Below are 22718 nucleotides of genomic sequence, written 5' to 3' on the forward strand. Positions count from 1 at the left end.
GTCTTAATCGCCGCGCAGAGCGATTACATTCTGTTACACTTGATCGCAAAGTGTTACGACTATTTATTATTGATTGTTGCTTGAATTACGTAGACTGGTAAGCATATACCAGAACTGAACATTACACTAAGGCGCACACATGAAAAAAACCTTACTTTCGCTGTTAATCGGCATGAGCGTGACCAGTAGCGCTTGGGCGGACGACTTATTGCAAGTCTACCAACAGGCTATTGCCAATGACCCTGTGGTTAATCGAGCCAAAGCCGAACGTGATGCCGCATTTGAAGGTATCAGCATCAGTCGAGCCAGCTTGTTACCACAAATTTCTGCCAATATTGGCTACACCATGAGTACGCGCGATAACACCGACCCTATTACGGTTGACGACGATGGTGATCCGGACACTGAAGAAGTGTTCGCCGGTTTCGCGGTATTTGAAAATGAAACCGAAACCCTAAGTATGGGTGCAAGCTTAACGATGTCGTTATACGATCATGCGAATTGGTTGGGACTGGATCGCGCAGAATTGGTGGCTCAGCAAAGTGAAGCGAGTTACTCGGCTGAGCTACAGCGTTTGATTACGCGCACAGTTTCAGCTTATCTGGCCGTACTACGCGCCAAAGATAATGTAGAGTTTGTTAAAGCGGAAAAACGTGCCATCGAGCGCCAGCTTGAGCAAACCAGGCAACGGTTTGAAGTTGGATTGACCGCAATTACCGATGTGCATGAAGCGCAAGCAAATTACGACAACACGATTGCACAAGAAATCCGGGCGGAAAACCAGCTCGAATTGCGCTTGGAAGAATTGCGCGAAATCACCGGAAAGTACCACGACCAACTCTACGTGCTGAATACCGAGAAGTTTAGTGCGCCGCGCCCGGCTCCAGAATCAGCCGGCGAATGGGTTGAAATTGCAGAAGAGAAAAACCTTGATCTATTAGTGCAACGTTTTGCTAAAGACATCGCCAAGGAAGATATCGATATCGCAACCTCTGGTCACTATCCAAGATTGTCACTGAATGCAGATTATGGTCGTACCGATACCACAGTCGTTGCCAGCGGCGGTGATATTGATGTTCCTGCACTAAATAACCAGTCGATCGGCATTCGTTTAGACGTGCCAATCTACCAAGGAGGCTCGGTCAGTGCGCGCACTGATCAGGCGCGTTTTCGCTATGTTTCTGCCTCCGAAAACCTTGAATTAACGTACCGCCAAACTGTCCGCTCCATCCGCAGTTCTTATAATGATGTAATTGCTGCGATCAGCACTATCAATGCGCTTGAGCAGGCAGTCGTTTCCGCCCAAAGTGCATTGGAAGCAACTGAAGCGGGCTTTGATGTGGGCACCCGGACGATCGTGGACGTGTTGAACAGTACCCGAAATCTTTTCGATGCACGCCGCAATTTAGCCGGCGCACGGTATGATTTTATTCAATCTATCGTCAGTCTGAAGCAGGCTGCTGGCAATTTAACCCGTGCAGATATTGAAAGCATTAACCAAGCGCTAATGCCGTCTGCGTAAGGGATGCACAAAAAGGTACGCTGATTGGCCTTCGTTCAAACAAAAAAACCTCGACGCTGTCGAGGTTTTTTTTGAATTAAATAAGGTTGCTTATCGCGTTTCGTCTAATCGGGCTAGTAAATCACGTAATTGCTCACGCAGGTTCTCAGCCTCCATTCGCGACGCCGAGAAATTTAATAGCGAGTCAGACACTTCTTTTAACTTGTGCTGTAACGATTCGGAATCAGGTTTCACTGAAGACACTGGCTTTTCCATGCAAATAAACCTCCCTGTCGATTAATGACTGTCTGTGCGGCATTCACCGCACGGCCTAATTATAGGCTAATTTGTATCACTATCCACCCGTTTCGCCGATTTCTCATGCACCAGATCGCTAACCATGCCCTTTAGCTCTTGGATTTCGCGCTGCAAGTCAGCAATACTCGGCTCTTTGTTGTTCTTGGCAGCTTCAGCCCTATGCTCTTCTTCCATCACATTGACCACAATACCAATCACCATATTCAAAAACGCAAATGCCGTGAAAAAGATAAACGTCATATAGAAGATCCAACTCATCGGATAGACTTCCATAGTTTCATACTGCACGTCAGTCCAGTCTTCGAAGGTCATTACCCGGAACAGGGTCAGCATCGAGATCGCGATGTTACCCCACAGAAACGGGTTAATGTCCTTAAAGAGGAAACTACCAATTGCTGCATAGATGTAAAAGATAATGAAGAGTAACAAAACGACGTAACCCAACTGCGGGAGCGCCTTTAACAGAGAGTTAATGAGTAAGCGCAGTTCTGGAATGATAGAAATCATCCGCAGCACCCTAAATACACGGACTAAGCGCGCTAATAACGCCATTTCAGTGTCTTGTACGGGGATAAGACTGATCACCACGACCAGCGTATCAAAGACATTCCAACCCGACTTGAAAAAATCTCGCTTATTCGGCTCGGCAATAAACCGTATAGAAATTTCAAACAGAAAAAACAGCGTGATAAAAACATCCAGCCCGGTCAATAAGGAATAGGCAAAATCGGGCAAATCATAGGTTTTCGCCCCGATTTCCAATGCCGATATAATAATAACCGCAACCACAAAGAGCTCAAAAGCGCGGTTACTTTTGAGCTGAAAAAGGCTTTCTTGGATCCGTTGGTACATGGTTTATCAATTGTCTAGAGTCACTCCGCGATACAATGGAGCCACTGCAGACAAAATCAAGCTTTATTTAGCAATCTGAACACCATATTGCTCAGCTAAGCGCGCTAGCGTTTGCTTGGAAGTGGGTAATTCCATCGTGCGTTGGTTGAGACGCCGCTCGGCTAACACTGAATTCCCAGCAATTAAAAGCGTCTCGATATAATTCAAAAATATTTCTTCATTGCGCATTTGTGAATTAATGATCCGATCATATTCGCTCAATGCCTCATCCAGCTTACCTTGGGCACGATAAACCTGAGCCAAGGTATCAGCCACTGCGGGGTTGTCAGGCGCAAGTTCAACGGCGCGTTCGGCATAAGTTAATGCTGAATCCAGATCGCTTTCTTGTAACAATAAATAGGCGAGATTATTCAACGCGACAAAATTTCTATCGTCCGCTTCTATTAATGCGGCGTATTCTTTGATTGCGGCGCTACTGTCCTGCTGAATTTTACGCTCAGCCAACAACATTCGTGCCCGCAGATCATCTGGGTTGTCCTGAGCATGGGTTAGCAGTAACTCATAACCTGCTTGCGCATTACCGGCCCCTTCCAAAGCTGCGAGTAAATTTAACAGATTTTTCAGGCTATTATTCGCAGCGTAAGCTACTCTTGCCGGTGCGACTGCATCGGCAAAGCGCTGCTCAGCGATTAAATTTCTTGCTTTTACCCCTTGCGCAAAAGGTGTGCTCGCGACGTCCTCTGGCAACGCCAAAAGTTCAGCCCGCGAACCGGCAATATCAGGCTTAAGATTTAAAAAATGTGCGCGTAGAAGCCTAACCTGCGGATCTTGGCGTTTTTCAAGAAACTGCTTAGTGATGGCTAGGGCTTTGTCGGTCCCTCCTGACATATCCAGCATTAACAGCATGCCCAGTGCTGCATTTTTGTCGTATGGAAATAAGGAGATCCATTGATCAAAATGCTGTTCGGCGTCAGTAAATTGCCCCAACTGAACTAAAGTTTGGCCTTTCAGCTGCCAATAATCACGTGGTGTTGTCGGCCCTGGCGTTACACGTGATAGGGATGCCAAGGCAGCATCCAGCTGCCCGTCCGTGGCCTGCATACGAGCGAGCAAAACACGCAATGCGACATCGTTCGGCTTAGCTTGCAATTGCGCATTAACCAACGCTTGCGCATTTTCTGTATTCCCTTGTTGGCGCTCAAGTAAGTACAGCAAGGCCAGTGCATTAGTATCATCGGGAGACTGTTGTAAGACTTTCTTTGTGCCGGCAATGCCACCGCTGATATCACCCTGCTGAGCAATAAAACGGGCATGTGCTAACACGACTGTTCGGTCATTTGGAGCAAGCTTGAGTGCTTGCTGATATTCGGCTAGCGCCGCTGCACTGTCGTCATTTCTGCGCGCGATTTCTGCCGCAAGTAAATATGCTTGTGGTTCATCTGGCGTGGTAGCTTTCCAGCTCTCGGCTAAAGCTGCCGCCTTATCCAATTGACCCGTCGCCAAATACGCAGTCGCAAGGGTTGACTGCGCTGTGACTGACTCAGGCGCTTGCTCGACGGCTTGCTCCAAATTGATAATACCTTCGACCTGATTAAGCGATAATTGCAAAATGCCAGTGCGCAACAAATCTTCAGTACCGTCACCCAACTGTTGTGTGCGCTGCAGCATCGTTTTGGCGTCTTCTACGTTACCGGCTCTTGCCAGTTCATAGCCAGCCCGCGAAAACAAACTTGCATCTTCACTGCTTTGCGTTTGCAAACGCTGTAGCGAGGCCGACGCATCATCAGTTAATCCCAATTGTAACTGACTAGCCGCCAGTAACTTTAATCCAGCATGATCATTGGGCAACTGTGGTGCTATGGTAGACAAATGTAAATTGGCGGACTCATAGTCTTTTAACTGGAATGCCGCATACCCAGCAACTAAACGCAGCACTGGATCATTCCGTCCTGCGTCAAGCGCTGTCTCTAAGAAGGCATAGGCGCGATCGAACTGTCCTTGCTCGCTTAAGATGATCCCTTTTAATTGATTTAGCATCGGGTTCTTTTCTGCCACATTAAGCAGATCGTCGACGTAAGGTTCTGCTTGCTCGGTTTTACCCAATTCGACCAACAAGGTTGCAAGCATAAATTTGGTATTTGAGTCTTCTGGGTAAGCGCTCAAGTATTCTGCATAGGTTGCTATCGCAGCATCGTTATCATTCGCTTGTAAATTCAAGCGCGCCAGTGTTAGCAACGCATCACGGTTTAACGGCGATTCAGCATAAGTGGTTTGCGCAATGGCTCTTGCCGCTGCTATGTCTTCACGTAAAACGGCATCAACAACCTGTACCAAGCCACGGTAGGTTGAACTGGTGTCGATTTTGAGTAGTTCGTCAGTCAATAGACGAGCTTCTTCAATATCGCCCAACTCCACAAGTGATTGCAGTTTAAAGAAACCCACCTCTACCTGCTCTGCGGGGGTTAATTCAGCCATCTGATGATCAACATCAGCCAACGCATTTACTGCACCTGTGCGTCGGTATGCTTGCGAAAGAAAGGGAATGACTTGCGCCGGTGGATGACCGTTATCTAATGCACGCTGCAACTCTTTTTCAGCGCTGGCAAAGTCACTTTGCGCTAAATAAAGTTTGCCCAGCTGTACGCGCGCGTCTGTGGCCTTGGGGTTGAGCTGGATCGCGTTTTTGAGTTCAACAATTGCGGCTTTGGTATTGTCTTGTTGGATATATTCTTGAGCCGCCGATATATGCTCTTCAGGCGTCTTCTTTGAGCAACCGGATAAACTTAAACTTACCGCAAACGCCAAACTGGTCAAGCTGATGGTAAGTGCTTTATTACGTTGCTGCATACAAAATCCTTGTTGAACTCATTTTTTCGTCTTGGTATGGCACCAAAAACTCAGTATTCATGGTATAGGTTGAGGTTATCGAATATACTACTACCTTTGCAACACGCAAGCGGTGATTGTTATTAAATCAAGAGTCCATCATGGTGGGCGTGACATGACTGCTTGGTTTATCCGCGCCCAAAATCAGGATCCACAATGACTCAATCTGTCGATATCAGCTTTCGCGACCTTAAGCTCCCCGAAACCTTATTACAAGCCTTAGAAAAAGTTGGCTATGAAAAGCCTTCGCCCATTCAGGCTGAAAGTATTCCTTTATTGCTGCAAGGGCATGATTTGCTCGGCCAAGCGCAAACCGGTACCGGTAAGACTGCAGCATTCGCATTACCCATGCTGGCCCAACTCGACGTTGATGCGGTGTTACCACAATTACTGGTACTTGCGCCAACTCGAGAATTAGCCATTCAGGTTGCTGAGGCCTTTCAAGTGTATGCCAGCTTTTCGAAAAAAATTCGGGTTTTACCCATCTATGGTGGGCAGTCATATGACAACCAAATTCGCCAATTAAAGCGTGGCGTGCAAGTAGTAGTGGGAACTCCTGGACGAGTCATCGATCACATCAATCGCGGCACCTTAAAGCTTGGTGAGTTACGTTTCTTAGTACTCGACGAAGCCGATGAAATGTTACGCATGGGCTTTATTGATGATGTTGAGCACATCTTAAGCCATGCGCCCAAAGAACGCCAAACAGCGCTGTTCTCGGCGACTATGCCAGAGCCAATCCGTAAAATCACCCAGCGTTACTTGATTGATCCAAAGCATGTCAAGATTGCGTCGAAAGTCACTACCGCAAGCACCATCAGGCAGCGTTTCTGTCAGGTCGCAGGGCACCACAAATTAGAAGCCCTCACGCGCATCATGGAAGTTGAAAGCTTTGACGCCATGATTATCTTCGTGCGCACTAAAACCGCTACGATGGAACTCGCAGAGAAACTTTCCGCGCGCGGATACGACGTAGAGCCACTTAATGGTGACATCCCGCAAAATGCCCGGGAGCGCACCGTAGAACGTTTGAAACAAGGTAAAATCGACATTCTTGTGGCCACTGACGTCGTTGCACGCGGTTTGGACGTTGAGCGTGTCAGCCACGTAATCAACTTTGATATCCCTTACGATTCTGAATCCTATGTTCACCGCATTGGTCGGACTGGTCGAGCTGGGCGTCAAGGAGATGCGATATTATTTATCAACTATCGTGAGAAGCGCCTATTAGCGTCAATTGAAAAAACCACTAAGCAACGCATTGAGCAGATGGATATTCCATCAATCAATGAGTTGAACCAGTCACGTTTGTCACGCTTTAAGCAAAGCATTGTAGAGGCATTACAAGACGACACGATTGAGCAGTACATGCCGATAATTGAGGCAATTCAAAGCGAAAACGAAGTAGCACCTGAGCAGTTGATGGCAGCGCTTGCTAAGCTGGCGCAAGGTGATGAACCGCTGTTGCTAAATGAATCTGACCGGCCTGACCTGCACAGTAAACCGAAACGTGATGATAGCCGCGGACAACGTCCAGAACGCGAGCGTGGTGAGCGTAAAGGTCGCGGAGAACCCCGCAAAACCGGGCGCACTAGCCAGCCAGATGCTGATAAACAACGTTTTCGTATTGAGTGTGGCCACGCGCACGGTGCTAAACCGGGTAACATCGTAGGCGCTATCGCAAATGAAGCCAATATCAGTAGTAAACACATCGGCGCCATTGAAATTTACGACACTTTTAGCACCGTTGACTTGCCCAAAGGCATGCCGCCGGAAACCCGCGAGGTCCTGAAAAACACCCGAGTTGCGGGTCAGCGTCTGAATATTCGCGAATGGTCAGATCAACCGCCACATAAAGGTGGGAAAGGAAAATCGGAGCGCGGCGGTCAAGATAAGCGACGTAAACCTAAAATTGACTAGAGCATGCGCTATTTTCCACTGTTCATTGATACCCAACACAGCGATGTGTTAATTGTTGGGGGCGGCGAAGTTGCCGCCCGCAAACTAGAGTTACTGCTGAAGTCTGACGCCACTATCACCCTGGTCTCGCCGTGGTGTTGCGATACAGTTGAACGACTCGCAAAAAACCATGAAATCACCCTTATCCGCCGTAAATTTAGCGATGACGATATTGCCGATAAGCAACTCGTGTTCGTAGCCACTGACGACCCTGTGGTCAATCAGCACGTGCATGATCTGGCTGTCGCTCAAGGCAGATTGGTCAATGTGGTCGACAATACGCCGCTGTGTAAGTTTATTACGCCCTCCATTGTGGATCGCTCGCCGATTGTTATTGCAATGAGTTCAGGTGGAGTTGCGCCGGTATTATTACGCTATTTACGGCAAAAGCTGGAAAGTGTTATTCCACAAAATATCGCGGCTCTAGGGGCATTTTCCGAGCGTATGCGAGATTGGGTGAAGGCACGTACGCGATCGGTAACAGAACGCCGTTATCTCTGGGAAGATGTATTTGACGGAGATATTGCTGAAGACATTGTACAAGGTCGAGAAGCGAGTGCGGAGCGTAAACTAACCGCTTTGGTGGAGCAATATCAGCAGCAAAACCCAATCAAGGGGCAAGTCTATTTAGTTGGGGCAGGCCCTGGTGATCCCGATCTCCTTACCTTCAGAGCCCTGCGCCTAATGCAAAAAGCAGACATAGTGATTTATGACCGTTTGGTGTCTCCACAAATTTTGGAACTGGTGCGTAGAGATGCAGAAAAAATCTACGTGGGTAAAGAAAAAAGTCGGCATACATTACCACAAGACGACATTAATCAACTGTTAGTCAAACATGCATTAGCCGGTGAACGAGTCGTTCGCTTAAAAGGTGGAGACCCATTTATTTTTGGTCGCGGGGGTGAGGAAATCCAAGCATTACTGGCGCATGGCATTAGCTTTGAAGTCGTCCCGGGTATCACCGCCGCAACTGGCGCTTCTACCTATGCAGGGATCCCATTGACCCATCGCGACCATGCCCAGTCAGTGGTATTTGCTACTGGCCACTTAAAAGATGACAGTATCGATTTGAATTGGCCGGCACTGGCGCACAGCAATCAAACCATCGTTTTTTACATGGGGCTCACTGGACTGCCGATTATAGTCAAACAGCTCATTGCGCATGGTATGCCAGCAACAACCCCAATTGCCTTGGTCGAATCTGCTACATTGGCACAGCAACGGGTTGTGACGGGAACGTTGGAAACCATTGAAAATTCTGCAAATCAGGTTGACATTAAGCCACCAACCCTGATTATTGTAGGGGGTGTGGTTAGTCTACACCAACAACTCAATTGGTACCAAACATGCGAAAGTGCGGGCTCACAACCTTAGTCGTTACCACTATCAGTCTGTTGATAGCACCTTGGTGTGGCGCTAAGCAAACCAGCTTTAGTCGCTCGGCCCAGCCCAATGCGATCGAATATAGCTACGCATGGCTAGACGAAACCCGCACGCCCCATCAATTAACGTTTGCACTAGACACCGATGCTATCGCTACGCTACCAACCACACAACGCAGCTATCAGCCCGCCATTGCACAACGCCACGTTATTGTGTCGCTGTATCATCATGCGCGCACTTTTGACCCGCGTGAGGTTCGGATCGACATTAAACCGCAGGGTAAAACCATTGATATAATCGTGGCCAGCCGCTTTCCCGAGAAAATCGCTGAGTATCAGCGCGACATGCGCGAGCATGAAAAGGCCGCCTTTGCCGAATACCTTTATAAGAACTACTACGAGCAGTACCAAACACGGTTAAATGAAGACGCGATAAAGCCTGATCACATCCGCTATATTCAAGAAAGTACACGCGCATTGATCCCTCTTTCGCAAGCGTTATACGAGCAACTCGACCAACAAAGCGATGCACGTAATTACATTAACCTACTGCTCGGTTGGTTGCAGAGCATCCCGTATTCCACCTTAGATGACCGCATTGAAAGCAATGGTTCGGGGTTCTTACCGCCGATCACGCTGCTGAATCAAAATAAAGGCGATTGTGATAGTAAATCCGTGCTCGCCGCAGCGATTATTCGAGCCTTCTTACCGAACGTACCCATGCAATTAGTGTTGCTAAGAAATCATGCACTTTTGGCGATCAGTCTTACGCTAAAAAGCGGCGATGAAACCCTTATGATTGATGGCTTGCCATTTGTCCTGCTGGAGCCAACCGGTCCTTTACAACTGCCGCTTGGTCAGGTGGGCGATGAAACCCTGTTAGCTATCCAACAAGGTGGCTATACCACGCAAACCATTCCCGCACTTGCCCTTAATTAAAGTTAACCCTTAAACCGTGATGGTTAACTTTAATACTTAGACAAACGCAGTCATGTTGTGGATGCGATGGGTGCATTGGAAGGCGAAAAAGTGCCAATAACCGTCTGGTTGCGACCTTGATCCTTAGCTTTATATAAAAGTTTATCTGCCTCGTTATAAAGGTCGCTATCTCGGCTAAAGGTATTGGGTTTGACGCAAAGTGCGCCAATACTGACGGTGAGGCGGTCAGCGACTTTCGAGGCCGCATGGGGAATATTGAGATCTTCGATGGCCATGTGGATACGCTTGGCAATGGCCTCCAACGACGCTTGATCCACATCTGGCAAAATCAATGCAAACTCTTCACCGCCAACGCGCGCGGCTAAATCATCACTGCGCTGCGCGGTACGGTGCAACGCTTTAGCAACAGCGATTAGCGCATCATCACCTTGGCCATGACCATAGTGGTCGTTGTATTGCTTGAAATAATCGATGTCTAAAAGAATTAAGCCAAGGTTGCGCTGTTCAGCAATACTATCCACTTTCAACTCTGCTAAGCATTGATCAAATTTACGTCGATTTGCAATGCGCGTGAGGCCATCTGCATCGGCAAAAGCTTTGAGTAAGTCATTCTTGAGCTTCAACTCAATATGCATGGCAATTCGCGCCATCGCCAAGGGTAACTGGAAGGGTTTACGTACATAATCAACGGCCCCCAGTTGTAATCCTTTTAACTCGTCATCAGTAGAGCCTTCTCCAGTAACAAATATTACTGGAATGGACTTGGTTGATTCATGGCGCTTGAGGTAACGCAGTACCTCAAAGCCATCCATGTCAGGCATACGAATATCAAGCAGGATCAAATCAACAGGGCGATGAGTCAAGAAGTCAAGCGCCTGTTGACCCGAGCCCGCAATGTGCACCCAATACTTTTGCTGTAATGCGTGACTGAGGATTTCGGCATTGATTGGCTCATCGTCCACGATCAGCACTGACGCTTTGTGGCTCTCAAGTTTTTCCAACAACAGCTCGGTCATCAGTCGTTTATCCTCGGTTCCATTTCCACTGATTAGTCTCTACAACACGGATACGCCCGTTACAGTTCTTGTTCCGCAAACTCGGCCAATCGACTACGCACCACGCCATCTAGATTAATGGTTGCACTGCCAGAGAAGTTCTTAAACTTCTCAACAATGTACGTCAATCCCGAAGTCACCGCACTTAAATAATTACTGTCAATTTGCGCCAAGTTGCCACTACAAATCAGCTTAGTTCCTTCACCACAGCGCGTGATAATCGTTTTTAGTTGCGAAGCTGTCAGGTTTTGCGATTCATCCAGCAAGACAATAGCATTCTGCAAACTACGCCCTCGCATGAAATTGACCGATTTAAACTGGATATTTGCCTTTTCCATGATGTAACTCATGGAGCCTTTGGTGTTTTCATCGTTTTTATGCAGGACTTCGAGAGAATCGGTAATTGCCGCCAACCACGGTGCCATTTTCTCTTCTTCGGTGCCTGGTAAAAAACCAATGGATTCGGCAATTTCGGGCGTGCTGCGCGTCACTATAATCTTGTCATACATATTGCGTTCAACGGTCATTTCCAGTGCTGCGGCCAATGCTAACAAGGTTTTACCCGAACCCGCAGGGCCAGTCAGGATCACTAAGTCGATGTGAGGATCGAGCAAAGCGTGGAAGGCTAACGCCTGACCGATATTCTTCGGCGTTATCCCCCAGGCATGGCGGCCCATTAGGCGTTCATAACCCAAATCGAGCACATCCATCGTGTCTTCATCCATGGACTCCACTAATCCCGCAAAATGGTTGGTGTCGTCTAATAGAAATTCGTTAATATAGGCTTCTGGCAAGATCTTTCGCGGCAAAGTATGAATGGTATCGCGCCCTTCGGTGCGACTATCCACTGACTTCACCTGGCTCCAAAAGTCACCCTCAAAACGGTGGTAACCCTTGGATAAATATTTGATATCACTAATTAATTGGTCAGTGCGATAGTCTTCAACCAGGGCCAAACCTGCGCCCTTGGCCTTGAGCCGCATATTGATATCTTTAGTTACCAAAATCACCGGGCGTGGTGCACAGGTGCGTTGCAAGTGCAACGCAACATTAATAATCCGATTGTCGTTTTCGTTGCTGGTAAACACTTGCTGGGATTCAGGCATATTCAAATCAGCAAAAATCGACAAGGTGCCAGTGGGAGCGGATTCACCTGCAGTCATGCCCTCCATAGATACGCCGTTTAACATATCTTCCGGTGTCGCATCATGGAGCAAATCTTCCATTGCGCGGATCGATACACGCGCATCCCGGGCCACATCTTTCTTACTGTCTTTAATATAATCCAGTTCTTCGAGAACTGTCATGGGCACGACAACGTCATTTTCTTTAAACGAGAGGAAGGCGAGCGGTTCGTGCAAAAGGATATTAGTGTCAAGCACATACAGCTTTGTGGTGGGTACTTTCTTCTTTGGCATCCGTTACTCCAGTTAGTTACCACGGTTGCTGGTGCGATAGTGCAAAGAAATCGCTCCAGCGATACCTTCACCATAGTAAAGTTTGCCTCGCTTCGCACCTGATTTTTTCGAGTTTTTTTCACCGTCCACCGATTAACAGTGACTTTGCTACACTTATCGCTACAATACCGCCGCTTTGATATCGAGACGGAGTTAGTGGAATGGGAAATAGCGACACATTTGCAGTCGGGCAACGTTGGATCAGTAATACCGAACCAGACCTTGGACTGGGCGCGATCATGGCGACCTCGCACCGTACCGTCGACATTTTATTTCCAGCCACTGAAGAGCAACGCACCTATTCATTACTGGATGCGCCGCTAACGCGCCTGGCTTTTGCAGTCGGTGACAACATTAAAAGCCATGAAGGCTGGGAACTCTTAGTCAGTAGGATTGAAGAACAAGATGGCGTTTTGAGTTATCACGGCATTCGCGAAGACACCAAGCAAGATGCCAAGTTACATGAAATTCAACTTGATCATCATATTCGCTTAAATCAGCCGGAAAAGCGTTTATTTAGTGGCCAACTGGACGATCCCAAATGGTTCGACTTGCGGCATGATTGCTTACACTACCAGCATCAACATTACACCTCGCCAACCCTTGGACTTGCAGGTGCCCGGTTAGAATTAATTCCGCATCAGATCCATATTGCCTCCGAGGTTGGTAAACGCTATGCACCGCGAGTATTACTTGCTGACGAAGTAGGCTTGGGCAAAACGATTGAAGCGGCGTTGATCGCACATCAACAGATCCAAACTGGACGTGCCCAGCGCATCTTGATTGTCGTGCCTGATAGCTTGGTACATCAATGGCTGGTTGAAATGCTACGGCGGGTCAATCTGAGCTTTGCAGTATTTGACAACAGTCGCTATGCGGCGATTCAAGAAGAACAAGGACCCGCGGCCAATCCTTTTGAGGCGGAACAATTGGTGCTGTGTTCATTGGATTTTTTCACCACCAATCCAGATGTTTGTGAGCAAGCAGTCGCCGCAACCTGGGATTTGTTAATTGTTGACGAAGCGCACCATTTACAGTGGCAACCGGATAATCCCTCATTGGGTTATCAAATCATCGAGCGGTTGGCGAAAGCAACCAAAGGCGTATTATTACTCACTGCCACGCCGGATCAACTTGGCCACGAAAGTCATTTTGCACGCCTGCGTTTGCTTGATCCTGCACGCTTTCACGATTACGCCGCATTTCTAGACGAAGAGGCACACTACGGTGAACTTGCGAGTGCGGTAGAGCCGCTATTGGCGCATACTATCCCTAGTGCTGACGAGAGAAAACAATTACAACTAGTCGCGGGTGATTGGCTTACTGACAGCATGGATCTGAGCGATGCTGCAGTGCGCGAAGCCGTGATTGACCGACTGATTGACCAACACGGTACGGGTCGTGTTTTGTTCCGCAATCGCCGCGCTGCGATCCAAGGGTTTCCGGCACGACATGTCCATCCACACCCACTCGAAATGCCCTTGTTATACCAAGAGTTGTGTCAACAAAACGCAGACAATTTAGCGCTACTGTTGCATCCTGAGCAACAAGCCGAAGTGTTCGAGGAGTGGCTAAACAACGATCCGAGGGTGACCTGGCTGCTCGAGTTTCTGACCGCCTGTAAACCACAAAAAGTTCTGGTGATCTGTGCCAGTGCGGTTACTGCGCAGCAATTGGCCGAACACGTGCGGGTAAAAACCGGCATCCGGCAGACGGTTTTCCATGAGGGCATGTCATTACTCGAGCGTGACAAAGCTGCACACTATTTTGCCCAAACCGAAGATGGCGCACAGGTTCTTATTTGTAGCGAAATCGGCTCAGAGGGGCGCAATTTTCAGTTCGCCAACCAATTAGTCTTGTTTGACCTACCCATGGTTCCCGATCTGTTAGAGCAACGCATCGGCCGTTTGGACCGTATCGGCCAAACCCAAGACATTGATATTCATGTACCCTACTTTATTAATTCGTGCCAAGCAGGTTTGTTTAATTGGTATCACCAGGGCTTAAATGCGTTCGAAAAAACCTGTCCTATTGGTACCCGCGTGTTTGAAGAAGTGCATGCGCAACTGCTCGCGGCATTACTCGAACCATTGAATATTGAACGACAGCAAACGCTGCTAACCGCCACTCAGCAACTGCACCAAACCTACACACAACAACTGGAGCAAGGGCGCGATAAGTTATTAGAGATCAACGCGTCAGGGTTAGGCAAAGTAGACCCATTACTCGATGCGATTGCCGCGAGTGACGTCGCGCAGACGTTACCGAACTTTATGAACCGCTTGCTGGATGCGTTAGGCGTGCAGCAAGAAGAAAAGGACGCGCATAGCTTTGTATTAATGCCTACAGAATCTATGGTCAATCATCTACCGGGCTTGGATCACGAAGGTATGGAAGTTACTTATCGGCGTACCACCGCTACCCGCATGGAACATCTGCAATTTATCAGTTGGGATCACCCCTTGGTGCATAACGCCATGGATGTGGTGTTGACCGATGTACTGGGTAAGAGCAGCATGGCCTTCATAAAACAGCCTGAACTTCCCAAAGGGGCTTATTTTGTGCAGGCTAGCTTTACCGTTAGTGCCAAAGCACCGCGCCACCTGCAGCTGGAAACCTACTTACCTGCAACTCCCATATTGGTGACCCTAGATGCGAAGGGGCAAGAAGTCGATCTAACCCCAGAGCGCTTGTTCAGTGTTAATAAGAAGGTCGCAATGAAATTGCTCGGAGCCCTAAAGCCTGCGATCCAACAAAACCTAGAACACGCCGAACGCTTAGCGCATCAACAAGCCAATCAGATCCAACATGATGCGATTGCGGCAATGCACCAACATTTAGGTGGTGAAGCAGAACGTCTGAGTTTATTGGCCAAACATAACCCGTCTATCAGGCAGGAGGAAATTGCCTTTATTCAAGCGCAAGTAGAAACGCTAGACAGTGTGATGCAAAGTGCCCAATTACAACTCGATGCAATACGTTTATTGGTGAATAATCCCTGATGGTGCTGCTGCATTACAATCCGCCCCAAACGCCCTATTTAAAAATCGTTTATCAAGACGATGATATTATTGTGCTTGATAAACCCAGTGGCCTGCTCAGTGTTAAGGGACGTGCGGCAGCGCACTTTGATAGTGTGCAGACGCGGGTACAGCGAGTTTTCCCCACCGCCAGTGTGGTCCACCGTCTAGACATGGCCACCAGCGGACTGCTTTTAATGGCACTGAATAAGTCAGCGAACAGTCACCTATCGCGCCAATTTCAGCAGCGTAAGGTGAGTAAAACCTATTATGCGCGGGTGTATGGACAGGTAAAACCAGCACAAGGGAAGATCGAGTTACCCCTTATTTGTGACTGGCCCAATCGGCCCAAACAGATGGTGGATCACGCGCAGGGTAAACCATCCGTGACTGAATATGCGGTTGAACAACAGGACGCTTATAGTGCGCTGGTTCGTCTTACCCCGATTACCGGCCGCTCACATCAGTTGCGTGTGCACATGCAAGCAATTGGGCATGCAATACTAGGTGACCGCTTGTACGCAGAGGGTGACGCACTGCGTGTTTCTCCGCGCTTACTCCTGCATGCCACCACGCTTGAATTTGACCATCCCACACAATCACAACGGATGTACTTTACTTCTGCCCATCAATTCAGCGATGAGCCTACCCGAGACAACAACTATCAGCATCAAGGGTTTATTCGCGTTGATGGTAATGCAGAAATCGCGACTAGCGCCGATAACAATACATCCAAGTAGATCCGTACGCGAGAGTCTGGGTAATTGTGTTAAAGACCACACTAACAATTTTGCCGGTATTACTGCTTAGCCTGGCACTGGGTAGTTTTGCTGTGCGGGGGCAAGCCTTACCGAATGCCGAGCTGTTACATACTGATACCCAGAATCGTTTACCCCGAGCTGCGATAGAGACCATACTGGCTGGCACAGAGCAAGTCCCGGTCACGTCTACTCCGGCAAATCTGCCATTAACTCGGGGAGTTGCCATTATAATTAGCGATCATCTCGATGGTGTATTTGGCAACGACGGTATCAGCGTCATTGCCAGCTCGCTCAATGAGTGGGGCTGGCACACGGTTGTTTTACCCGCCCCGGTACCCAATCTAAGTAGTGAAGAACTCGCAGATCCGGCAGCCATGAACGCGTTGAGTGGACAGGTTGGATTCACCGAAGAAGCGCGAACACGATACGGACTATCCTTAAGCCAGCGCATGCAAGGGGTCGAACAGTTGGTGCAAACCGTGCCAGGTTACCGTTTAGTCATTGCTCGCGGTATTGCGGCTGCCGCTCTGCTCTCGCTGTATCAACAAGGCTCATTAAGTGAGCCTGATAGCGTGGTCATTGCAGGCCCCTTCTGGCCGAATCTAGCCTTTAACCAGCAACTCCCAAGCGATTTGGCACAAACTCCCTTTCCGGTGCTGGACATCACCAGTGAGTGGGATAATCGCTGGAGTTTGCAAACCGTTGAGGCACGTCGCAAAGCGGCAATTACTGAACTTAAACTGCATTACCGCCAACGTGATATCGTTGGCACGGTATATACTGAGCAGCAGTATTTGGCGTTAGCCAAGCACATCTACGGCTGGATCACCTATCTGGGCTGGTAAATAATCAATTAGATTTCAAACGCTTTTTTAATATTCTGCATTACAAGGCGGGCACTTCAGGTAAATTTTTAAAAGCCGTCTATACTCTTCTTATACGATTAATCTTTAGATGTCATAGGCGTGCAAATAGCATCATTTATCGACCAAAAGTCACAACAACTCATCTATTATCTCAGTGCCTATTGGCGCCGCGAGCTACCGCATGCTGAGTTAGAGCTTTTCTTTTGGGATACATTGGAAGAGTGGAGCCAAGTTGATGACCGAACGCAACCGTACAGTCAAAAGGAGCGGGTATTTTGGCACGTACTGCATCAAATGCATTATTGGCCCGAGAACAAATTGGCCAGCGACCCTATCCTGCATGATGAGCTGAGTAATTGTTTGCATTACCTGGAAGGGCGCGGTTTATGCCCCTTTGATTGTATCGGCATTCGCCCCTAGTTATAGCCCGTCAGTTTACATCGATTAACCAAGACGCCACCGTAATTTTTTGCTACCGTCTTAGCTGTTTATCTCAGCCAGTATGAGTGTGTTTTTTTGTCTACTGTTTTCTCATCGTTTATTACCGCCCTACAAAATTATCGCGATAAACGCATTCTAGCGATTTTCTGTTTTGGTATGGCCAGTGGAATGCCTTGGGTAATGATTGGCTCGGCACTTTCTGCTTGGTTAAAAGATGGTGAATTAACCCGAAGTTCTATTGGTTTATTTGGCGTTTTGTTTGCCGCATATAGTATCAATTTCCTCTGGTCTCCGTTGCTAGATAGAGTCAAAATCCCTTGGCTAACCGCGCACATGGGGCAACGCCGCAGTTGGATTTTTCTGACTCAGTGGGGGGTTATCATCAGTTGCTTCAGTATGGCCAGCTTTAATCTTAATGAGCACTTGTTTAGCATTGCGGTTGCCGGTCTGTGTATAGCGATTGCCAGTGCTACCCAAGATATTGCAATTGATGCCTTTCGGATCGATGTCATTGACAGTCACGAAAAACAAAAACTCAGCGCTGGTTCAGCCATGGCAACCGCAGGTTGGTGGACAGGTTACGGCGGTTTGGGAGCCATTCCCTTTTTCTTGGCTGACTTACCCGGCTGGCAATGGCAAGACGTCTACTACGTATTAGCTGGCGTCATGTTGCTATTGCATCTGACAGTGTATTGGATTGCCGAACCTACGACGCAACGAGAGCATGCCCAGCAACAGGCAGCGGCATATTACAGTGAGCGTCTACAGGCCAATTCAAAACGGTGGTATACCCCTGCGCTTGCATGGATTGCGGTGACCTTGGTTGAACCCTTCAAAGACTTTTTTTCCCGGAATGGCGTCAAACTCGCCTTGACCATGTTGTTATTCATTTTTCTATTTAAGGTCGGTGAAGCGTTTTTAGGGCGTATGAGTATTGTGTTTTACAAGGAAATCGGGTTTACCAATACCGAGATTGGTACCTTGTCAAAATTGCTTAATTGGTGGGTAACCATCTTTTTTGCGGTCATTGGCGGTATGGTCAATATGCGCTATGGCATTTACCGCGGCTTGATGGTTGCTGGAATAGCCATGGCCGCAAGTAATCTGATGTTTTCAGTCATTGCCGAGGTCGGTCCCAGCAAACCCTTGTTTATAGCCACGATCATCGTGGATGGCTTTACTGCTGCATGGAGCACCGTTGCCCTGGTCGCCTTTATTTCATTGTTATGCAATAAAACCTTTTCCGCCACGCAGTACGCATTGATGGCATCCTTGGGTAACTTCAGTCGAACGTTGTTGTCTTCCACCAGTGGCTTTATGGTTGATGCACTGGATGGTAATTGGAGTCTGTTTTTCATCATCACCGCGTTGATGGTCACACCAAGCTTAGTCTTGCTGTATAGCGTTAGGCATCGTATTACTGCCCTAGAACAGGCGGATAAGTAGTCGATTCGCTGAGCTAACAACACGCTTTAGTATGTTTAGCTCGAACGACAGCCAATAATGAACCAGAAACGTAAGTCCAGAGTGCGTGAACAGTCGTTTTATAAGGCTCAATTAAGATCGTTTGAAACAGCGATATTTACTTCGCTTTGGTGAAAATCTGGACCTGATTGCGGCCACCTTCTTTGGCAGCGTAGAGTGCTTGGTCGGCATCTTCTAACCATGCCAATGCGGTTGCATAATCGGTGCTAAACTCGGCAGCGCCAACGCTGATAGTATAAGAAATGGTACCGTCATCATGCGCCACTTTGACCTTCTCTGCAGCTTTACGCAGCCGTTCAGCCACATAATTGGCGTGAGAAATCGGCGTATCCGGCAATAGAATAGCAAACTCTTCCCCGCCGTAACGCCCAGCATAATCGGTTTCGCGAATGGACTTTTTGATCACGTCGGCTAAGGATTGGATCACTTTGTCACCGGCTTGGTGGCCGTAGGTATCATTCACACGTTTAAAGTGGTCGATATCCAACATGATCACGGTTGCAGCCTCTTCACTGCGCAATGATCGCTTAAACTCACGTTCAAACTGTTCTTGCCAGTAGCGACGATTAAATAACCGCGTTAACCCGTCGACCCGGCTCATCTCCTCAAGTTCAGAATTCAAGCGTTCGATATTCAGTTTGCCTAACGCTTGGTCGGTCACGTCGTAAACCATAATGCAAACTTTCTCGATGCTTTCGCCCAATGAAGCTAAAGGGAAGATCGTAATGTTTTGGTACATGTGGTTAGATGCTGAGGTAATCGGCCGGTTGGTGCTGAATTTAAACAGATACGGACGCTGCTCCCAGATCAAAAATGCTGGTGTTTGCAGGTCAAATACCGGTTGCGCTTTGCGCTCAAGCCAGGCTTTGTCAATTTCGGGGAACAATGAAAATAGATTCTGCCCAACCACAGTACTGGGTAGTTTGCCACTGTGGTTTTCCATGAATTGATTCCACATTTCCACCTTAAAATCCCGATTGATCACCACAATACCGACTTCGATGGAGCCCAACAAATCGTATTGCCAATGTAATTCGGCAACTTCTTTTGCAGAATGACTCATTCGAAACGCCCCTCGTTTACATTGATCAATCGGGTGTAGACCTGCTCCATGGCCGAACCTGGAATTAACAATAACAGATCGAATTGAATATCATGCTTTTCCAGTGAATACGCAATCTCGATTGCCATCACTTTACCCCAACGAGTAGTAGTAGATTCAAGCAGCACATCTAAATCACAATGACGGCCAAGAATAATGGGGTGATTATGACTGAATTTCACATTTAATTGTTCAGACAACGCATTTAAACAGGCACCAATCAGGATGTTTGACACATCCATTAACGCTTCAATTTCTAGCTGCTCGGTGACTTCACTGGCGTCGTACTTGAGTAACTCAACCATGCTGGCGAAGTTATTATCATTAAACAGTAGCAACGCCTCACCGGTAATGCCTGCACTGACAAATCCTTTCGACACTGCCGACAACATAGTATTGCGCTGGACTTCTGCAATCGCCATATGTAATTCATTGGTTTCCAGCACATTTACATTGGGAATGGGTAAGTGAATAAATTCACCAAACAATTTAGCTAAACTTTCACCCGCGCGCCCCATTGCCACGTTAACGAGTTCACGATAGGCATCAATCCGGTCGACAGCTTTAGCGGCCTTATCCGCCGGCTCATTAGCCGCCTGCTGACTGGCAACTTTGCCCGTGGTTTCAGGTGCTCCCGTATACACGCCGTATTGGGCTAATATGGTGGTTAGCTTTTCGTTGTCGATAGGCTTGCGAATAAAATCGAGCGCGCCTAGTGACATCATTCGACTACGCGCTTCCGGTTGGACGTCACCTGAGACAACAATCACTAACGCTGGTAGGTCGTGCTCGCGAATATATTGCATGGTTTGATAACCATCCATGACGGGCATATTGAGGTCGAGGAATAACACGTCCCCTTTACCGGCTTTGATTTGTGCTATAGCGTCTTCACCATGTTCGGCAAAACTGACCTCGACATCCCAACCATCCGGGATCGAGCGAGCCATTTGCCGGCGGGCAAATCCAGAGTCATCGCATATCAACACATTTGTGGTCATCGCTTTCCTACTAACGTCTCAAGTACGCCAATCAAATGGCTACCGGTGCTTTGATATGCGGATGTGCTTGGTAATTACACAGCTCAAAATCGGCATATTCAAAGGCAAAAATATCTTTAACCGCTGGATTTATCTGCATCGTTGGGAGCGGATAAGGTTCGCGGCTTAGCTGTTCATTCGCCTGCTCTAAATGGTTCACATATAAATGGGCGTCACCTAAAGTATGTACAAAATCACCCAATTTAAGATCACACACTTGTGCCACCATCATGGTCAACAACGCATAACTGGCAATATTAAACGGCACCCCAAGAAACACGTCGCCACTGCGTTGATACAACTGACACGATAGCTTACCGTTCAGCACATAGAATTGAAACAATGTATGGCAGGGCGGTAATGCTTGCTTACCGCGCGCGGCATTCTCTTTTGGAGATACCGAGGTATCCGGCAGCACCGCGGGATTCCAAGCACTCACAATTAAGCGGCGAGAATCGGGATTTTGTTTAATTTGCTGCACAACTTCGGCGATCTGGTCGATAACTTCACCATTTTCACCGGTCCAGCTGCGCCACTGATGACCATACACCGGCCCAAGTTCGCCTTCTTCGGTCGCCCACTCGTCCCAAATTGATACACCATTTTCTTTTAAATACGCGATATTGGTTTCGCCTTTGAGAAACCACAGAAGTTCATGAATGATACTGCGCATATGGCATTTTTTGGTAGTCACTAAGGGAAAACCCTGCGCCAAATCAAAGCGCATTTGATAGCCAAAAACACTGATAGTGCCGGTACCGGTGCGATCTTCTTTACGCACACCGTTGGCTAAAATATGCCGCATTAATTCATGATATTGTTGCATTTACTTCTTTTGACCTTGCTGTTTCATTGGACCATCGATTTGCCCGTGGCGATAACCACGCACAATCAACCAAGTGCCTAAGGCAATCATTGGAAGACATAATAACTGACCTTGCGACAATCCAAAAGAATAAAGACCCAAGTGACTGTCAGGCTCTCTGAAGAATTCGATAATGAAGCGGAAACTCCCATAGCCGAGCAAGAACATGCCCCCTATCGCGCCACGTGGCCTAGGCTTCGCGGAATACCACCAGAGGATCAGGAAAAGCACTACGCCTTCAAGCGCAAATTCATACAATTGCGAGGGATGACGAGGATAATTCCCCGCACCAGGAAAAATGACGCCCCAAGGGACATCTGTGGTGCGGCCCCACAACTCTGCATTGATAAAGTTACCCAGACGCCCTGCGCCCAGACCTATCGGCACGAGTGGTGCAACAAAATCGCCGAGGGTAAGGAAGTGCATCTGCATTTTACGCGCATACAGTGCAATTGCTGTAATGACGCCCAACAAGCCACCATGGAAAGACATTCCTCCGGTCCAGATCTTGAATAGGTATAGGGGGTCGGATAAAAACAGATCAAATTGATAGAACACTACATAGCCGATGCGACCGCCAATGATGACCCCAAGAAAGCCCCAGAATAAAAAGTCACTCAGTTGCTCTTTGCTCCAGCCCACTCTGGCTAAGCGCTGCTTAGCCAGAAAAAAAGCCGCCAAAAAACCCACTAAATACATCAGCCCATACCAGCGCACGGCCAGTGGGCCAATAGAAAAGATGATCGGGTCAATGTTAGGAAATACCCAATACTGTTGTTCAGTCACGTT

Annotated in this window: 17 protein-coding genes and 1 pseudogene; 9 read left to right on the top strand and 9 right to left on the bottom strand. The window is 47.9% G+C overall.

Annotated elements, in window-relative coordinates; all coding sequences use genetic code 11:
* The first annotated feature begins 139 nt into the window (after positions 1 to 139).
* Positions 140 to 1522: an outer membrane channel protein TolC gene (gene tolC, locus AC121Z_RS14260; protein WP_498124768.1), complete on the top strand. Its 1383-nt coding sequence runs from the start codon at positions 140 to 142 to the stop codon at positions 1520 to 1522.
* Positions 1523 to 1612: 90 nt separating this feature from the next.
* Here the strand turns inward: tolC and AC121Z_RS14265 are convergent, their stop codons facing one another.
* From AC121Z_RS14265 to prsT, 3 genes are all read right to left on the bottom strand, one after another.
* Entirely contained in the window at positions 1613 to 1777 is a 165-nt protein-coding gene (locus tag AC121Z_RS14265) for a hypothetical protein (RefSeq protein WP_498124770.1), read from the bottom strand.
* Between the two features lie 66 nt (positions 1778 to 1843).
* Positions 1844 to 2671: an ion transporter gene (locus tag AC121Z_RS14270; RefSeq protein ID WP_498124772.1), complete on the bottom strand. Its 828-nt coding sequence runs from the start codon at positions 2669 to 2671 to the stop codon at positions 1844 to 1846.
* A 63-nt stretch (positions 2672 to 2734) separates the two neighbouring features.
* Entirely contained in the window at positions 2735 to 5518 is a 2784-nt protein-coding gene (gene prsT, locus AC121Z_RS14275; protein ID WP_498124774.1) for an XrtA/PEP-CTERM system TPR-repeat protein PrsT, read from the bottom strand.
* Positions 5519 to 5713: 195 nt separating this feature from the next.
* Between prsT and AC121Z_RS14280 the strand changes: the two genes are divergently transcribed.
* The 3 genes from AC121Z_RS14280 to AC121Z_RS14290 are packed head-to-tail and all read left to right on the top strand — an operon-like array spanning position 5714 to position 9837.
* Positions 5714 to 7477, top strand: a complete 1764-nt coding sequence (locus AC121Z_RS14280; protein ID WP_498124776.1) for a DEAD/DEAH box helicase — start codon at positions 5714 to 5716, stop codon at positions 7475 to 7477.
* A gap of 3 nt (positions 7478 to 7480) precedes the next feature.
* Positions 7481 to 8890, top strand: a complete 1410-nt coding sequence (cysG, locus tag AC121Z_RS14285) for a siroheme synthase CysG (protein ID WP_498124778.1) — start codon at positions 7481 to 7483, stop codon at positions 8888 to 8890.
* Positions 8863 to 9837: a hypothetical protein gene (locus tag AC121Z_RS14290; protein ID WP_498124779.1), complete on the top strand. Its 975-nt coding sequence runs from the start codon at positions 8863 to 8865 to the stop codon at positions 9835 to 9837. Before cysG ends, AC121Z_RS14290 begins: the two co-directional genes overlap by 28 nt.
* A 50-nt stretch (positions 9838 to 9887) precedes the next feature.
* On the opposite strand, the gene AC121Z_RS14295 is transcribed toward AC121Z_RS14290, so the two are convergent.
* Together AC121Z_RS14295 and AC121Z_RS14300 are read right to left on the bottom strand one after the other, a co-directional pair.
* A complete protein-coding gene (locus AC121Z_RS14295; protein ID WP_498124780.1) occupies positions 9888 to 10853 on the bottom strand; it encodes a diguanylate cyclase domain-containing protein in 966 nt (321 codons plus the stop codon).
* 59 nt (positions 10854 to 10912) lie between these two features.
* Positions 10913 to 12310, bottom strand: coding sequence for a PhoH family protein (locus AC121Z_RS14300; protein ID WP_498124781.1), 1398 nt, complete (start codon positions 12308 to 12310; stop codon positions 10913 to 10915).
* Between the two features lie 200 nt (positions 12311 to 12510).
* On the opposite strand from AC121Z_RS14300, the gene rapA reads away from it, so the two are divergent.
* From rapA to AC121Z_RS14325, 5 genes and pseudogenes are all read left to right on the top strand, one after another.
* A complete protein-coding gene (gene rapA / locus AC121Z_RS14305; protein WP_498124782.1) occupies positions 12511 to 15351 on the top strand; it encodes an RNA polymerase-associated protein RapA in 2841 nt (946 codons plus the stop codon).
* A gap of 2 nt (positions 15352 to 15353) precedes the next feature.
* A pseudogene (locus AC121Z_RS14310) lies at positions 15354 to 16004 on the top strand (pseudouridine synthase); the annotation flags it as partial.
* A gap of 131 nt (positions 16005 to 16135) precedes the next feature.
* Complete coding sequence (locus tag AC121Z_RS14315) at positions 16136 to 16975, top strand: DUF3530 family protein (RefSeq protein ID WP_498124784.1); 840 nt, start codon at positions 16136 to 16138, stop codon at positions 16973 to 16975.
* 120 nt (positions 16976 to 17095) lie between these two features.
* Positions 17096 to 17416: a hypothetical protein gene (locus AC121Z_RS14320; protein ID WP_498124786.1), complete on the top strand. Its 321-nt coding sequence runs from the start codon at positions 17096 to 17098 to the stop codon at positions 17414 to 17416.
* Between the two features lie 177 nt (positions 17417 to 17593).
* On the top strand, positions 17594 to 18883 hold the full coding sequence (locus tag AC121Z_RS14325) for an AmpG family muropeptide MFS transporter (protein WP_498128265.1): 1290 nt from the start codon (positions 17594 to 17596) through the stop codon (positions 18881 to 18883).
* Between the two features lie 136 nt (positions 18884 to 19019).
* Here AC121Z_RS14325 and AC121Z_RS14330 read toward each other — a convergent pair whose 3' ends face one another.
* From AC121Z_RS14330 to lgt, 4 genes are read right to left on the bottom strand one after another with little or no spacing between them, the layout of a single operon-like run.
* Positions 19020 to 19985 carry a sensor domain-containing diguanylate cyclase gene (locus AC121Z_RS14330; RefSeq protein ID WP_498124788.1) on the bottom strand — a complete coding sequence of 322 codons (966 nt, stop codon included), beginning with the start codon at positions 19983 to 19985 and terminating at the stop codon, positions 19020 to 19022.
* Positions 19982 to 21025, bottom strand: coding sequence for a response regulator (locus AC121Z_RS14335; RefSeq protein ID WP_498124790.1), 1044 nt, complete (start codon positions 21023 to 21025; stop codon positions 19982 to 19984). Before AC121Z_RS14335 ends, AC121Z_RS14330 begins: the two co-directional genes overlap by 4 nt.
* Positions 21026 to 21056: 31 nt before the next feature.
* Positions 21057 to 21890, bottom strand: a complete 834-nt coding sequence (locus AC121Z_RS14340; protein ID WP_498124792.1) for a thymidylate synthase — start codon at positions 21888 to 21890, stop codon at positions 21057 to 21059.
* The gene (lgt, locus tag AC121Z_RS14345; protein ID WP_498124794.1) at positions 21891 to 22715 is read right to left on the bottom strand and encodes a prolipoprotein diacylglyceryl transferase; all 825 of its coding nucleotides are present in this window, start codon (positions 22713 to 22715) and stop codon (positions 21891 to 21893) included.
* Positions 22716 to 22718 lie beyond the last annotated feature (3 nt).

Source organism: Alteromonas sp. DYW1, from assembly GCF_059752595.1.